Origin of the sequence: Streptomyces sp. CGMCC 4.7035, from assembly GCF_031583065.1 — a bacterium.
Taxonomy (GTDB): Bacteria; Actinomycetota; Actinomycetes; order Streptomycetales; family Streptomycetaceae; genus Streptomyces; species Streptomyces yaanensis.
In genome coordinates this window covers 6,435,091-6,450,032 of record NZ_CP134053.1, presented here as the reverse complement: position 1 = coordinate 6,450,032, position 14,942 = coordinate 6,435,091, and the positions used below count along the sequence as shown (strand labels likewise).

The following is a 14,942-nucleotide window of genomic DNA, read 5'->3' as shown; positions in this document are numbered from 1 at the left end:
AAGTGCACGTGCGGTCTGGGCCGGGAACCGTAGGCGGCTCTTGACGGAGTGTCAATCTCTTGCCGACACTGGGCACTTGCCGAGCGGACCGGACCCGGCGGGACGCATCCGACCGGACTCGACCGGACCGGCAGGGCAGGGGACGCGGGACGCTCGACCACGGTCGCGCGGTGCACCAGGTGGGCACGACCTCGACAGAGAGGCTGACCCTGCGATGTCCAGACTCCTCGCCGCCGTACTCACCGTGGCGGCCGCCGCCGTGCTCGCCCTGGGGGCCGCGCTCGGCATCGTCGCGCTCCTCGACGCGACCCCCGACCAGCCGAACACGCCACTGATCACGTACGAGAACACCGGCCAGGAGCGCTGACCCGTGCCCGCCCGTCCGGGAACCGTCACGGTCCGCTCCGCCTGGCACGACGTGCCCCGCCTCCAGGTACGGCAGTTCGCGACGCTGGCGATGGCCGAGGCGCCTGCGCTCGCCGAGGAGATCCTGCGCGAGATCCGCCACGAGTACCCGCATCTGCCGGTCGTGCTCGACGACTCCGGCGAACCCATGGCACTGGTCGGCATCCGCCGCGCCATCGAGGTCTTCGTGCAGCACCTGGAGTCCACCGAGGGCCGCCCGCGCGTGCACCCCGAGGTGTTCCAGGAGTTCGGGCGCGGCGAGGGCCTGGAGGGCCGCAGCCTCGACTCGCTCCAGGCGATCTACCGGCTCGGCGTCCGGCTCGCCTGGCGGCGCTTCGCGGAGATCGGACAGCGGGTCGACATCCCGCCGCCCGCGATGTACGAGCTCGTCGACGCCGGATACGAGTACCTGGACGGCCTGGTCGACCAGTCCGTGCGTGGCTACGCCGAGGCGGCGGCCCGGCAGGCGGGCGAGCGGCTGAGGCTGCAACGGCGGCTGATGGAGCTGCTGCTGGCCGAGCACCACCGGGGCGACCCCTCGGACGCGCTCGCCGAGCGGGCGGCGCGGGTGGGCTGGCCGCTGCCGGAGAAGGTCGCCGTGGGCGTGCTGCTGCGCCCGGCGCGGGAGGCCGTGGCTCCGGCGGTCGGACAGGGCGTGCTCCTCGACATGGAGTACGAGCAGCCGCACATGGTCGTGCCGGAGCCGGACGCGGCGGGCCGGCCCGAGCTGCTGCACCGGGCGCTGAGCGGATGGTCCGGTGCGATCGGGCCGCCGGTGCCGCTGGCCGACGCGGCGAAGTCGCTGCGCTGGGCGGAGGCGGCGGTGCGGCTGATGGAGCGGGGGCTGTTACCCGGCGGCGAGGTCCTGCACTGCACCGAGCACACGCAGGCGCTGGTGCTTCTCCAGCCCGAGGAGCTGATCGACGACCTCGCCCTGCGCTGTCTGGCACCGCTGGGCCACTGCGGCCCGACCCATGCGCGCCGGCTCGCGGAGACGCTCCTGGCCTGGCTGGAGACCCGGGGCGGGGCGCCGGAGGTGGCCGCCCGGCTCGGCGTCCATCCCCAGACCGTCCGCTATCGCCTGCGCCAGATCCGTGAGCTGTGGGGCGACGAGATAGACGACCCGGACCGCCGGTTCGAGCTGGAGCTGGTGTTGCGGGCCCAACGACTCCGGGGCGAACTGGGCGCGGCCCGCCGCTGAGCCCGGCAACGAGTTCGACCGAGGGCCACCGATCCTCGCGCCCCGGCAGCCGCCCACTCCGCCTGCAGGCGGGGCCGCGTCGCGCGCCGCCTTGAAGACAAGCTGCCTTGAAGGCAAGCGGAGCGAAACCTCGCTGTTACCGACCATTGCCCGGTCGACCCGCGATGATTAGCCTGTGTTCGTCATGCCGATCGCCTGTTGAAATTTCGAACATAGAGAGGGGGCCAGTCGTGGGACGCCTCGTACCTGCCGTGACCCGGGCTCTCGACATACTGGAGCTCTTCCTCGACGGGGACGGGACGCTCTCCGCCCCCGACATCGTGCGCAAGCTCCAGCTGCCGCGCACCACCGTGCACGAGCTGGTCACCACGCTCGCCGCGCGGTCGTACATCGTCCCGGTGCCGGGCCAGCCGGGACGCTACCGGCTCGGCGTGCGGCCGTACCAGCTGGGCAGCCGCTACGCCGAACAGCTGGACCTCGCCGCCGAGGGCCAGCAGGTCGCCCGGTCCGTCGCCGAGACCTGCGACGAGACCGTACACGTGGCCATCCTCGAGGGTACGGACGTCATCTATATCGCCAAGGTCGACTCCACGCACGCCGTGCGCATGGTGTCGGCAGCCGGCCGCCGCCTGCCCGCCCACTGCACCTCCGTCGGCAAGATGCTGCTCGCGTCCCTGCCCGAGCCGGAGCTCGCTGCCCGCATCCCGGACGACGTCGAGCTGGTCGCGATGACCCCCAACAGCATCACCGACCCGGACCTCCTGCGCGAGGCCCTGGCCGAGATCCGTGCCCGCGGCATCGCCGTGGAGAGCCGCGAGTCCAACCCCGATGTCAGCTGTGTCGCCGCTCCCGTGCTCGACCGCGCCGGGCGGGTCGTCGCCGCGCTGTCCATCTCGGTGCCGATGATCCGCTGGAGCGACGAGCGCCGTGTCGAGCTGGAGCAGCTCGTCGCCAAGGGCGCCGCGGACCTGTCCGAGCGGCTCGGTCACCGGAGCGTCGCATGACGGGGTACGAAGTCGCCGTACGGGAGTACGCGGCCCTCGGCGAGGGGCCCACGTGGGACGCCGACGCTCAGCGGCTGATCTGGATCGACATCCTGGGGTCCCGGGTGTACACGTACGACCCGGCTTCCGGGCGCCGTACGGTCATGGTGACCGAGCAGCATGTGGGCGCCGCGAAACCGCGCGCGGGCGGCGGCCTGGTCGTCAACCTGCGGGACGGCGTGGGTCTCTACGGCCCCGGCGGCGGCGACTTCCGCTGGCTGCACCGCGAGCCGGTGCCCGGCCGCCGCGCCAACGACGCGGCCGTCGCCCCGGACGGCTCCCTGTGGGCCGGCACCATGCGCTACGACGAGGCGCCGGGCGGCGGCACGCTGTCCCGTATCACCGGCGACGGCACCGTACGGACCGTCCTCGACGACGTCGCCGTCAGCAACGGCACGGGCTGGAGCCCCGACGGACGGCTGATGTACTACATCGACTCGCCGACCCGCCGGGTCGACGTCTTCGATGTCGGGGAGGACGGGCTCCCGGTCAACCGGCGCCCGCTGGCCCAGGTCGACCGCGGCTTCCCGGACGGGCTCACCGTGGACGCCGACGGCTGTGTCTGGGTCGCCCTGTGGGACGGCGGCGCGATCCACCGCTACACCCCGTCCGGCGAACTGGACCGCGTCCTCGAACTGCCCGTGATCCGCCCCACCGCATGCGCGTTCGGCGGCGCGGACCTGGCCGACCTGTACATCACCACGGCCCGTACGGGTCTGGACGCGCCGCATCCGCTCTCCGGCTCGGTACTCGTCGTCCCCGGCGCCGGAAAGGGCCTGCCGCAGCCCGCGTTCGCCGGCTGACATCCGCTGTCCCGAGGCCCCCGTCCGAACTTCGGGCGGGGCCTCGTTCTGTGTAGGGGCCATTGTCCTGCGCAACCCATTGACGCGTAAGCGCTTCGAATCTACGGTCCTGTTCGAATTTACGAGCATCATTCGAAATCCCGAACATTATTGGATCGGCGCCGAACGAACTTCGAGCCCCCACCACTACGACGCCGACGACAACGGCACGCCCAAGCCCGGCCCGAACAGGCTGAGCCGGACGCGTGACGGCCGGCCCGCTGTTCAGTGACACCTTTCCGAAAGGCTCCCCATGAGCAAGACCCCCGCCCGCTTCACCCTTGACCCCGCCTTCACGGTCGGCGAGGTCGACCCCCGTCTCTTCGGATCCTTCGTCGAACACCTCGGCCGCTGCGTCTACACCGGAATCTTCGAACCGGACCACCCCTCGGCCGACGAGGCGGGCCTGCGCACGGATGTGCTGGAGCTGGTCCGCGAACTCGGCGTCACCGCCATCCGCTACCCCGGCGGCAACTTCGTCTCCGGCTACAAGTGGGAGGACTCGGTCGGCCCGGTGGACGAGCGTCCCCGCCGCCTCGATCTCGCCTGGCGCTCCACGGAGACCAACCGCTTCGGCCTCTCCGAGTACATCGCCTTCCTCAGGAAGGTCGGCCCGCAGGCCGAGCCCATGATGGCGGTCAACCTCGGCACCCGCGGCGTCGCTGAGGCCCTGGAACTCCAGGAGTACGCCAACCACCCCTCCGGCACGGCCCTGTCGGACCTCCGGGCCACGCACGGCGACAAGGATCCCTTCGGCATCAGGCTGTGGTGCCTGGGCAACGAGATGGACGGCCCCTGGCAGACCGGCCACAAGACCGCCGCGGAGTACGGCCGCATCGCCGCCGAGACCGCCCGCGCCATGCGCCAGATGGACCCCTCCGTCGAACTGGTCGCCTGCGGCTCCTCCGGCCAGTCCATGCCGACCTTCGCCGAGTGGGAGGCGACGGTGCTGCAGGAGACGTACGACCTCGTCGACTACATCTCCCTGCACGCCTACTACGAGCCCCAGGACGGGGACGTCGACTCCTTCCTCGCCTCCGCCGTCGACATGGAGTCGTTCATCGAGAACGTCGTCGCGACCTGCGACCACGTGGGCGCGAAGCTCAAGTCCAAGAAGAAGATCAACTTGTCCTTCGACGAGTGGAACGTCTGGTACATGTCGGAGTGGCAGGGGATCGAGGAATCCGCCTCACGTGACTGGGCGGAGGCGCCCCGTCTGCTGGAGAACAACTACAGCGTCACGGACGCGGTCGTCTTCGGCTCGCTCCTCATCGCCCTGCTCCGGCACGCCGACCGCGTCACCGTCGCCTGCCTCGCCCAGCTCGTCAACGTGATCGCCCCGATCATGACGGAGCCCGGCGGCCCGGCCTGGCGGCAGACGACGTTCTTCCCGTTCGCTCAGGCCTCGAAGTACGGGCGCGGCGAGGTCCTCGACGTACGGGTGGACTCGCCGACGTACGAGACGAAGAAGTACGGGGAGGCGGACCTGCTGCACGCGACGGCGGTGCGCGGCGAGGACGGCTCGGTCACGGTGTTCGCCGTCAACCGCAGCCGCACCGAACCGCTCCCGCTCGAAGTCGCCCTCAGCGGACTGGACCTGACGACCGTCGTCGAGCACAGCGCGCTCGCCGACGCCGACCCCGACGCCCGCAACACCCTCGCCGACCCCGAGCGGGTGACCCCGCACCAGGTCGCCGGGACCAGCCTCCGGGACGGCACCCTCAGCGCCGTCCTGGAGCCGATGTCCTGGAACGTGATCCGGCTCGGCTAGCGGGTCGGGCCGGGGGAGTCCACCAAGGTCACCGGAACTCCCCCGGCCGCCCGGCCGAGCAGCGTCAGCTCGACCTTCCCCGGCCCCGCCGGTGTGGTCCCGTCGGCCAGCACGGCCAGCGCGAGCGTGTTGGCGCCCCTGGTGTCGAGCACACCGCCCGGCAGGACGAAGGTGTGCTGCGGGCCCACGTCGTTGATGTACTGGCCCATGTTCCAGCCGTTGAGGAAGATCTGCACCCGGTAGGCGCGGGCCGGGTCGTCGTCGAGAGTCAGCCCGATCGACGCGTCCGTGCCGGGGTCCACGGTCAGCCGGAAGTCCGTCCGGTACCAGACCACGCCCTGCCCCCGGTCCGCGCGCGGGAGGCCGACGGACTGCCAGCCGCCGTCCGGGATCCCGGGCAGGTGCCAGCCCTGCCGCTCCCCGTACAGACCGCCGTTGTTGAGCGGCCCGCGCACGGGATCGGGGGCCGCCTCGCCCTGGATGCGCCAACGCACCTGGGGCGACGCGCCGTCGAAGGTGACCGAGGCCAGCCCCCGCCCCGCCTTGTGGCTGTCGTTCGCGCGGCCGTCCTCGTCGTGCTGCATCCGGCGCACGAGGACGGAGAGGACATGCGGCCCCTCGCCGGGCGCGACCGGAAACGTCGCCGTCGCCGACCACGTCCCCCGCCGGACCGTCTTCTTGTCCGGCACGGGCATCCGGTGCGTGCCCAGCGGCCGCCCGTCCAGCCACGCCATCAACAACCCCTGAGTTCCCGTGACATACGAGAAGGAGACCGACCGGGCGCCGGCCGCGCCCGCGAAGCGGCCCCGGTACCAGACGTCCCCGTAGTGGAAGCCGTAGTCGTCGGCGAACAGGACGGGCTGCCCGGCGGGCACGGGAGTCGTGCTGTACGAGGAGGTCCGGTCGGCCGCCCGCCACGTCGAGTCGTCGAAGCCGGGGGCGGACTCGGGGTTCTCCGCCTTGCGGCGCCAGCCGGTCAGCGCGGGCAGCCGGACCGGTCCCGCACCCGGCAGTCGCCGCGTGGCGTGCAGACTGCCGGAGAGGGTGGCGCGCATCGGCAGCCGCCCCTCGTTCCAGACGACCCGGGTCACCCCGCGCGGCGCCCACACCTCCAGGTCCGCCTCGTCGATCGTGTCGCCGGTCAGGTGCGCGGTCGTGCCGTGCAGGGTTGCGGTGCGCAGCAGCGCGGGGCCGTACACCAGGACCGACCCCGATGGGGTGTCGTACCGCCACAGCCGTACGGACGTCTCGTCGTCGGCGAGGAGGAGCAGCAGCGGCCGTGACACGCCCCCGCCCTCCACCATCACCCGGGTGAGCCCACCGAGCCGGGCAGTCACGCGCAGGGCACCGTTCGCGTACGTGGCGCGAGCACTCCCGTCGTGCACGGTGACGGCCGGCTCGCTCGCGCACTCCACGACGGTCTCCGTCGCCTCGCCGGTGCGGCCGGTGAACACGGCGACGTCCTGGCGTCCGGCGGCCACCCGCAGCATGGGCTGGGCGGTGGAGTAGCGCAGCATCCGCCGCCCGAGGGAGATGCCGGTGACCAGCAGCCGGGCGTCGCGGCCGGGGACGGGCACGGGCACGGGCACGGGGGCGGTCGTCCCGGCGAGCGGGACGGTGGCGACGACATCGGCGGCGGTGTCGTTGCGCAGCACGTGGACGTGTGCCTCCGTGCCCGGGCTGACCAGGTGGTACGCCTTGATGCCCGCGCCCCCGCCGACCACGGTGTCCTCCGCCCGGTCCAGCGCGGCCAGCTCGGGCACACTCCGCACCAGATGCCCGATCTGGTGCATGGGAACCAGCTTGGCGGTCGGCTGCCGGGCCTCGTCGAGGGCGGCCCCGTAGTCGTACGACGTGTAGACGACCGGCGCCGGCAGCCAGCCCCACGAGGTGCCGCCGAAGGTCATGTAGACGTTGTGGACCTTGATGCCGTTGGCGAGGTTCGTCAGATAGAAGCGCCGCTCGTACGCCGCGTCCCGGGTGCGGCGCGACTCCGCGTACCCCTTGCCGTCGAACTCGACCCCGCCCCACGGATCGAACCAGCCGCCCCCGAACTCCGCCAGGAAACCCGGCGTTCGAGGACTCGCGCTCGCCCCGCCCTTCGTCCCGCCGACGCCGAAGTACCCCCAGTCCGGCGGCTGCTTCGACGGCGACGGATAGCCGTCGAAGCCGTACAGCCAGCGCTCCCGCTCACCGCCCGTGTCGAAGGTGCCGGGCGCCCAATGGCCGTTCCTGCCCTTGTCGTTGTGGAAGAGTGGCACGTCGATGCCGTCGGCGCGGACCTTCTTGTACAGATGGGCCATGTAGTCGCGGCCCTCGGGGCCGGCGACGTGGTTCGCGTACTCGTTCTCCAGTTGGTAGAGGACGATCGTGCCGGTGCCCTTGGTGTACAGGTGCCGCACGGCGATCCGGTTCACGGCGGTCAGCCACTCGTCCACGTACGTGAGGTACGTGGGGTCGGAGGTGCGGGCCATGCCCCGGGTGGCGGTCAGCCAGCCGGGGAAGCCGCCCGCGTCGACCTCGGCGTTGATGTACGGGCCCGGGCGCAGGATCACATACAGCCCCGTCTCGGCGGCCGTGCGCAGGAACAGGTCCAGGTCGCGGACGCCCGTGAAGTCGTACGAGCCCGGGGCGGGGGAGTGGTAGTTCCAGGAGACGTAGACGCTGATCGTGTTGTAGCCGTGGGCGCGCAGCTTCTGCAGGACGTCCCGCCACAGGGACGGGCTCGGCAGCCGGAAGGGATGCACCTCGCCGGACCACAGCACGACCCGGCCACCGTCGACGATCATCGAGTACTTGTCGAAGCCGACGGTGTGCGTCCGCCCGTCGGCGCCCGGGGGGCCGGGGTCGGGCCCAGGGGCCGGCCCGGTCGGGGCGGGTCCGGCGGCTGCCCCCACCCCTCCGCCGCAGCCGATCGAGAGTCCGAGGGCGGCGCTACCGGCGATCGCGCTGAAGGTACGTCTGCTCAACACCAAGAGAGTCTCCTCAGGGGCCCGGGATGCGGCCATTGTCCACACATGAGGGCCCGGCAAGGGGCTCATGAGGATCTCGGCACGGGCGGATTACGCGGTACGGGCGGCACTGGAGTGAAGGCGCCCCCAGTAGCCGTCTACTCCTCCGTTCGGGAAGGCAGGGTGAGCCAGCGGGCGTCCTGGAACTCGTCGGGAACCTCGTCCTCCCACGGGTCGATCCCGCGGCGCTCCAGTTCGTCGAACCAACGGTCCCGCTGCGACTCGGGCAGACGCCGTCCGCACCAGGGGCAGAAGTCGATGCCGATGCTGGAGGTGCCGCCGTCGTGTATGACCAGGCCGTACTCCTGGAACTTGGCGCTGAACCTGACCAGGGAGTCCGGGCAGTCGAACAGGTTGTCGTGCTGGTCGCAGTGCCAGTTCACGCGGCTCGTCATCGCTTCGCAGCAGTGGTGGGTCATCACATGATCTTCTCGCGACCGAAGCGGCGCGCGACCTTGATCCATGTTTCCGGGCCGCCCCGACCCGTCTCAGCAGTACGGCGTCTGGCGGCAGGCCGCCACCGGGTCACTGCCCTGCTCGGCCGTTGAACGCCCTGGCCACGTGCGACGTAGTCACTGTAGGTGGGAGGGGGCGGCGCCGTGCTGTGAACACGACGCCCGGAGAAAGGGCCGAGCGATCTCATTGAAATCGAGCAATCCCGTCAGCAGCGATCTCGACCTGCCCCTCCCGGTGCGGCAAGAGAGCGGGACCGGTGAAGCGCACGGCCGAAACCAGCTACTGGGCCTTGATGGGCTTCGCGGCCTCGCCGCACTGTACGTGCTCCTCTTTCACTGCTGGCTGCTGACCTTTCCGGGGTTTCCCCGCAACTCGGGTCCCGCCTGGCTGGGTTGGCTGATGTACGGGCGTCTGGCCGTCGTCTTCTTTCTGGTGCTGTCCGGTTTCTCCTTGGCCATCTCGCCGGCACGTAACGGCTGGCAGCTGGGCGGCGTTGCCCGCTTCCTGCGTCGGCGCGCCTGGCGCATCCTGCCTCCCTACTGGGCGGCACTCGCGTTCAGCTTGGCAGTCGCTTGGCTTGTGGTGCCCGCCTCGCATTTCGGACCGCCGAACGGCACATCGATACTGGTGTACGGCCTCGTGGTCCAGGACATGTTCACGGCTCCGACGCCGAACGGGGCGTTCTGGTCGATCGGCGTGGAGGCCGAGCTCTATCTCGTCTTTCCGATCCTCCTGTTGATCCGGCGGCGGCTGGGTGCGGTGGTCCTGATCGCGGGAGTGACGCTCCTGGTGGGCGCACGTGGCCTGTCGGCACCAAACGCATCCCCGGTGGAAGATCTGAACTGGCTGACTCCGAATCTCGCCCCTGTGTTTGTCGCCGGCCTGGTGGGTGCGGGAGTCATCGTCGCGCCGGAGAAGGTCCGGCGCCTGCCCTGGCATTGGCTCGCCGCCCTGGCCGCCATACCGGTTCTGTCGCTTGTTGTCGTCAAGGGATCGGTTTGGACGGTGCACCACTATTTCTGGGTGGATCTCGCCGTCGTGCCCGCCATGACGATGCTCATCGCGGCGGTTGCCACGGGCCGACCCGCCTTCCTCATGCGGCTCCTGGCCACGCGACCCATGCGCAGTCTCGGCAACTTTTCGTACAGTCTCTACCTCATTCATCTGCCGATCGTCATGATCGTCATCCGGAAGATCGGTCCGCACTACGTATCGCCGGGCCTGCCCACGTTCTGGTTCACGCTCGTGGTGGGAGTGCCCGCCTCGGTGCTGGGGGCGTGGCTGTTCGCCGAGGTCTTCGAGATGCCTTTCAAGCGCAACCGATCCTGGAAGTCCATGCTCTCGGCGGGTCGTTCACGTTGGACTTCCCGGCCCGGTTAGCTGGTGCGGTCGGCTGCGAGCCGGTCTGTCAAGAGTCGGCAAATTCTGGCGTTACCAATGGTAACGAAGGGCGCCATTTTGTGTCCCGCTGCCGTCGTTTGCCACGCCTCGGACGAGGACAGCCCCCGGTGGATCACCGAGGACACCGCCGGCACCGTCACCCGCAACATCGAAGGTGCCGACGGCAACCTCGCCGCCACCACCACCAAGACCGGTGGCGTGGTCCTGCAACTGGCGAACCTGCATGGGGACATCACCCTGCAACTGCCCGCCGACACCTCGGTCGCGCCGACCGTCCTGGACGCCGACGAGTACGGCAACCCCAGGGCGGGCCAGCCGGCCGCGCGGTACGCGTGGCTGGGCGGCAAGCAGCGCTCCGACGAGACCGTCACCGGGCTCACCCTCATGGGAGTGCGGGTCTACGACCCCACCACCGGCCGCTTCCTGTCGACGGACCCGGTCCACGGCGGCAGCGCCAACGCCTACGAATACGGCAACGGTGACCCCGTCAACAACTACGACCTCGACGGACGGTGCGGCAAGGCCTGTCACGAGGCCAAGGCGTGCTGGAGCCTGGGCTACTCGAACTGCGTGTTCGTGATGTACCTGTCCGGCATCCTGTCGATGAACATCAAGGGCAACCACGGTCGGCGCAACGCCGTCCGGCACTTCATCTGGCAGGCCAGCCTGACGTACTTCTTCGGCTGGAACGCGGCCGAGCGGATCGGCAACGCCCACGAGTGGGGGGAGAAGTGCCCCCGGCACGGACGCTGCGACACCAAGATGGACCAGCACAACAACCGAGTGGCGCGCATCTTCGAAAGCAGTAGCTGGAACCGCAAGCAGACCCGCTACTGGCTGAACAGGGGACTGCTGCTCCAGTATCTCTACTCGGTCGGCAGCTACCTGTTCCGGTACGGCTACCTCTGGGGCTAGCCACCACCGGCACTCCCCATGATCCGAACGATCGACAGGCCGGGCGCGGTCTCCCTTCGGGGGGACCGCGCCCGGTCACCAGTTCCCGACGTGAATTCCCGACTCCCAGGAGCACCGTTGTCCCCCACACCATCGTCCGCCTTCACCCGCGTCGGGCTGGCGGCGACCCTGCTGCTGCCGGCCGCCTTCCTGGGCGCATGCTCTTTCATCGGTGGCGACAGCTGCGACGGCACAGCAGCCGAACTCAAGCGGCTGGCCGCCCAACCACTGCTAGACGCAGCGCCCGCCCACGCCGCGGAACCCACCAACTACCGCGGCGTGGGCGTGTCCACCGCATGCGACGACGACAGCCCAGGGGAGCCCTGGCTGCACGCGGACCGGGTGTACGCGTACCCGGGCAAGGCCGCCGACGTCATCGCCTACTACACCAGGACAGCCGCCGCGGCCGGCTGGCGATCCGAGCCCAACCCGCCCGACGCAGCGCCCGCCACCGTGATAGGCGCCTGCTGGACCAAGACAGAACAGGGCCGACACCTGCTGCTCAACGTCGATTTCAACACCGATGTCTACTCGCCCCCACCCAAGGTGGGCAACGGAATCGCCTACGAGGTGTCGGTCGGCAGCACGGCGGACGGCGGGGGCGGCGAAGAGGCCAGCTGTTGGCAGTGAGCCTCCATCACGACAGTGGGCCGGTCAGGGGGTACCGGCCCACCGGTACGTCAAGAGGAACTCGGCCCAGGCGGTGGGGGAGAGGGTGAGGTGGGGGCCCTGGGTGTTCTTGGAGTCGCGGACGTGGATCGTGGTGGACGAGGTGGCGACCTCGACGCAGTCGTCGCCAGAGCCGCTGCTGTAGCTGCTCTTGAACCAGGCCAGTTCGGACATGCTCATAGCGCTCCCCGCATCTGCTCCAGCAGGCTCACGGAGTCTACGAAGGTGAGAGCCTGCGCACGCATCCTGGCATATCGCCTCTGGAGCACGCTGACCACCTTTGGGTCGGAGATGAGCTGACCGCTTTCCTGGCCCTCGTTGTAGGCGAACCACCGGTTCTCCGGAGTCTCCGCCAGGCGGATGGGACCGTGCAGGCCGGCGTGCGACTCGCGAACCAGCGGCATGACCTGGATCTCGACGTTTCGCAATTGTGCAATCTCCAGGACGTGATCGATGAGTTCGCGGGTTACCTGCGTTCCGCCTGTGCACCGTCGGAACAAGTGCTCTTCCAGGATGAAGCCGAACGCGGTGTTGGGGCGCTCCCGCAGTAACTGCTGCCGCTCGGCCCGTGCAGCCCAGTGGGTATCGATCTGCTCATCGGTCAGTGGCGGCAACTGGTCCACGAACAGTTGGCGCGCATACCCCTCGGTCTGCAACAACCCGGGAATCAACCGGCACTCGTAGGTGTAGAGCGTGATGGCCGTCGCTTCCAGCCGCGCCCACTGCCGGAACCACGCCGCCAACCCCGGCTGCCGCGACAGACACTCCGCCGCCTTCCGTAACGCCCCCGTATTCCCCAACACCTCCTCCGCCCGCTCCACAAACGCCGGATCCGGCATCCTCCTCCCCAGCTCCACCGACGCCACCGTGTGCTTGGAGAACCGCACCAGGTCGGCGAACTCCTCCCGGCTCAGCCCCGCATGTTCCCGCAATGCCTGGACGACCGCCCCGAATGTCCGCAGACTGTCCGAGGACTCCGGCTCGCCACCCGTTCCCATCGCGCCATCGACCACCGTCGCCACCTCCCGCGCTCATGGTTACGAGCGGTGACGAGTACTGTCCAGTCCGTAAGCGCGTACGCTGCCGCAGCGTACGCGGCGCCGACCTGGTGAAGTGGGTCTCCAAGCCGTCAGATTGGGCACATGACCGCACCTCCCACCCCCCAACACCCGGTTACCGTACGTGCGTTCGCGCAGCGTTTCAGCGCCACCCCGCGCGGCGCCCGCCTCGCCCGCCATCTCGCCCTGAACCAGTTGCACGACTGGGGCATCCCGCACGGCACGGACCCCTCCGACACCGTGGGCGTGATCGTCGCCGAGCTGGCCGCCAACGCCGTGACCCACGGCCGCGTGGCCGGGCGGGACTTCGAGCTGCGGCTCTCCCTAGTGACCGGAAGCGTGCGCATCGAGGTCAGTGACACCCGCAGCGGGGCGCGTCCGCCGGGGCCCGGTGACGTACGGCCCGCAGGGCCCCTGGACGACGGCGGACGCGGGCTCGTGCTCGTCGGCGCGCTCGCCGACCGGTGGGAGGTGCTGGACCGCGACCCGCCGCCCGGCAAGACCGTACGCGCCGAGGTCGATGTGCCGGGCTGGTGGTCCCTCGTCAGGGGTCACCCGGTCTGACCGGCCCGGTCTCTTGCCGCCGGTGAACGAGCCGTCCGAGGTGAGCGTGACGCCGGTGTGCACCTTGACGTGGATGTGCACGCAGCGGCCGTGCGCTGTTCTGCCGCGCTCAGTGCCAGTTGCTGATCTGGACGTCGTACGGGGCGGGTTCGCCGGCTCCGGTCTCCAGCAGACGCTTGAGGCTCATCAGGAAGGTCGCCCACTTGGTGCTGCAGTGGGACATGAACTCCACCGGCTCGCGCCAGCCCTCGTGCTTGAACAGGACGATGGTGTACTCGCCCTCCTGCTTGAGGTCGAAGCTGATCTGCGTGCCGATCCACTCCTCGGGCCCGTCGACGACCTCCCAGAGCACACGCTCCGCGGGGCTCGTCTCCAGGACCTTCATGTCGAAGCCGCCGGGCACGAAGCGGAACCGGACCACGCCGCCGAGGGAGGCGTCCCCGTCCGTCTCCTCGGTCCACCAGCGGGAGAGGCCGTCGACGGTGGTGAGCGCCGTGTAGACGTCCTCGGGGGCGACGGTGATGCCGATGCGGTGCAGGATGTCTGCCATTTTCGATGTCTCCTTCCGCGCGGGGCGGGCTGGTCAGTCCCGCCCGCGCTGGATCGCCTCGGCGATCCGCTTGATGCGGTGCAGTCGGGCATCCCAGGCGGCCCCGACCGAGGACAGTTGCGCGACGGCGCGGGCGAGCTGGGCCTCGTCCACCTCGTAGCGGCGCTCGCGCCCGGAGGGCGTGGCGTGGACAAGTCCAACGCGGTCGAGCACGCCGAGGTGCTTGGCCACCGCCTGGCGGGTCACCGGGAGGTGCTCGCTGAGCGTGGTGGCGGTTCCGCCGTTCTCGGCGAGCAGCAGGTCGAGCATCCGTCGGCGTATCGGGTCTCCGACGGCCGACCACAGCTCGTCGTCGACGGCGGTGATGCTCATCGCGTTGCCACCTTGGCGGCGTAGCCGACGAGGCGGGGCAGGAAGTAGTCCCAGCCGCGGACGTGGTCCTGGTACGCCTCCTCCAGCACGGCGGCCTCCCAGCCCTTCTCGCGGAAGCCGGCCTCGGAGAACCGCAGCAGCGTGCCGTTGCCGACGGGCACGAGATCGAAGGTCACCAGCAGCGAGTTGCCGGGCCCGGCGGTCTCGCCGTCCTCGCAGACCCACCGGAAGGCGAACCGCCGCGGCGGGTCGGCCTCCACGACGGTCAGCGGCTCGACCTTGGCCTCCGGCCCGCTCCCGAAGCTCACCGTCCCAGTGCCACCCGGTACCGGCGTCTCCAGCTCGGCCTCGTCGGGCCACCACTCCCGCAGGTGCTCCGGCCTGCTGATCACCTGGTAGACCACCTCAGGCGTCGCCTCGATGTGGATCTCCCGCGAGATACTGCCGTACTCCATCGCGCCACTCCCGCCCTAATGCAACCTTTGGTTGCGCATCACTCTAGGGCGGATGGATCGAACGTGCAACCTTTCGTTGCACATAATGGAGGGGCGCGGGAGCTGCGCGGGAAACCACCTGTGCGGAGGGCCCTGGCTTCGGGATGCCCACCTTGGCGGACTGGCAGGCCGGCGGTGGGAGGAGCGGCTC

Annotated in this window: 16 protein-coding genes and 1 pseudogene; 10 read left to right on the top strand and 7 right to left on the bottom strand. The window is 70.1% G+C overall.

The features are described from left to right. Positions 1 to 214 precede the first annotated feature (214 nt). From Q2K21_RS28350 to arfA, 5 genes are all read left to right on the top strand, one after another. Positions 215 to 367, top strand: a complete 153-nt coding sequence (locus Q2K21_RS28350; protein WP_310776428.1) for a hypothetical protein — start codon at positions 215 to 217, stop codon at positions 365 to 367. 3 nt (positions 368 to 370) lie between these two features. Continuing rightward, positions 371 to 1,606: a PucR family transcriptional regulator gene (locus tag Q2K21_RS28345; protein WP_310776426.1), complete on the top strand. Its 1,236-nt coding sequence runs from the start codon at positions 371 to 373 to the stop codon at positions 1,604 to 1,606. Between the two features lie 230 nt (positions 1,607 to 1,836). Next, positions 1,837 to 2,610: an IclR family transcriptional regulator gene (locus tag Q2K21_RS28340; RefSeq protein ID WP_310776424.1), complete on the top strand. Its 774-nt coding sequence runs from the start codon at positions 1,837 to 1,839 to the stop codon at positions 2,608 to 2,610. Beyond that, positions 2,607 to 3,452, top strand: coding sequence for an SMP-30/gluconolactonase/LRE family protein (locus Q2K21_RS28335; RefSeq protein ID WP_310776422.1), 846 nt, complete (start codon positions 2,607 to 2,609; stop codon positions 3,450 to 3,452). The genes Q2K21_RS28340 and Q2K21_RS28335 overlap by 4 nt, the downstream gene beginning before the upstream one ends. A 292-nt stretch (positions 3,453 to 3,744) precedes the next feature. Then, positions 3,745 to 5,262, top strand: a complete 1,518-nt coding sequence (gene arfA, locus Q2K21_RS28330) for an arabinosylfuranosidase ArfA (protein WP_310776420.1) — start codon at positions 3,745 to 3,747, stop codon at positions 5,260 to 5,262. Here arfA and Q2K21_RS28325 read toward each other — a convergent pair. Then, positions 5,259 to 8,237, bottom strand: a complete 2,979-nt coding sequence (locus Q2K21_RS28325; RefSeq protein ID WP_310776418.1) for a beta-galactosidase — start codon at positions 8,235 to 8,237, stop codon at positions 5,259 to 5,261. The genes arfA and Q2K21_RS28325 overlap by 4 nt on opposite strands. A gap of 134 nt (positions 8,238 to 8,371) precedes the next feature. Beyond that, complete coding sequence (locus tag Q2K21_RS28320) at positions 8,372 to 8,692, bottom strand: DUF6980 family protein (RefSeq protein ID WP_310776416.1); 321 nt, start codon at positions 8,690 to 8,692, stop codon at positions 8,372 to 8,374. A gap of 223 nt (positions 8,693 to 8,915) precedes the next feature. On the opposite strand from Q2K21_RS28320, the gene Q2K21_RS28315 reads away from it, so the two are divergent. From Q2K21_RS28315 to Q2K21_RS28305, 4 genes and pseudogenes are all read left to right on the top strand, one after another. Beyond that, complete coding sequence (locus tag Q2K21_RS28315; protein ID WP_310776414.1) at positions 8,916 to 10,109, top strand: acyltransferase family protein; 1,194 nt, start codon at positions 8,916 to 8,918, stop codon at positions 10,107 to 10,109. Between the two features lie 108 nt (positions 10,110 to 10,217). Next, positions 10,218 to 10,643, top strand: a pseudogene (locus tag Q2K21_RS28310) (RHS repeat-associated core domain-containing protein); the annotation flags it as partial. Between the two features lie 66 nt (positions 10,644 to 10,709). After that, on the top strand, positions 10,710 to 11,045 hold the full coding sequence (locus Q2K21_RS35935; protein WP_386276143.1) for a DUF6973 domain-containing protein: 336 nt from the start codon (positions 10,710 to 10,712) through the stop codon (positions 11,043 to 11,045). Between the two features lie 117 nt (positions 11,046 to 11,162). Then, complete coding sequence (locus Q2K21_RS28305) at positions 11,163 to 11,714, top strand: hypothetical protein (protein WP_310776412.1); 552 nt, start codon at positions 11,163 to 11,165, stop codon at positions 11,712 to 11,714. A gap of 24 nt (positions 11,715 to 11,738) precedes the next feature. Here Q2K21_RS28305 and Q2K21_RS28300 read toward each other — a convergent pair whose 3' ends face one another. Both Q2K21_RS28300 and Q2K21_RS28295 read right to left on the bottom strand, forming a co-directional pair. Next, positions 11,739 to 11,933 (bottom strand): DUF397 domain-containing protein, encoded by a 195-nt coding sequence (locus Q2K21_RS28300; RefSeq protein WP_310776410.1) that lies wholly within the window; start codon positions 11,931 to 11,933, stop codon positions 11,739 to 11,741. After that, positions 11,930 to 12,766, bottom strand: a complete 837-nt coding sequence (locus Q2K21_RS28295) for a helix-turn-helix domain-containing protein (protein ID WP_310781287.1) — start codon at positions 12,764 to 12,766, stop codon at positions 11,930 to 11,932. Before Q2K21_RS28295 ends, Q2K21_RS28300 begins: the two co-directional genes overlap by 4 nt. Before the next feature lie 129 nt (positions 12,767 to 12,895). Here Q2K21_RS28295 and Q2K21_RS28290 point away from each other — a divergent pair, with 129 nt between their 5' ends. Then, positions 12,896 to 13,375, top strand: a complete 480-nt coding sequence (locus Q2K21_RS28290; RefSeq protein WP_310776408.1) for an ATP-binding protein — start codon at positions 12,896 to 12,898, stop codon at positions 13,373 to 13,375. Positions 13,376 to 13,484: 109 nt separating this feature from the next. Here Q2K21_RS28290 and Q2K21_RS28280 read toward each other — a convergent pair whose 3' ends face one another. From Q2K21_RS28280 to Q2K21_RS28270, 3 genes are read right to left on the bottom strand one after another with little or no spacing between them, the layout of a single operon-like run. Then, positions 13,485 to 13,925: an SRPBCC family protein gene (locus Q2K21_RS28280; protein WP_310776406.1), complete on the bottom strand. Its 441-nt coding sequence runs from the start codon at positions 13,923 to 13,925 to the stop codon at positions 13,485 to 13,487. A 33-nt stretch (positions 13,926 to 13,958) separates the two neighbouring features. After that, on the bottom strand, positions 13,959 to 14,297 hold the full coding sequence (locus Q2K21_RS28275; protein ID WP_310776405.1) for an ArsR/SmtB family transcription factor: 339 nt from the start codon (positions 14,295 to 14,297) through the stop codon (positions 13,959 to 13,961). After that, a complete protein-coding gene (locus Q2K21_RS28270; protein ID WP_310776403.1) occupies positions 14,294 to 14,752 on the bottom strand; it encodes an SRPBCC family protein in 459 nt (152 codons plus the stop codon). Before Q2K21_RS28270 ends, Q2K21_RS28275 begins: the two co-directional genes overlap by 4 nt. Positions 14,753 to 14,942: the final 190 nt, after the last annotated feature.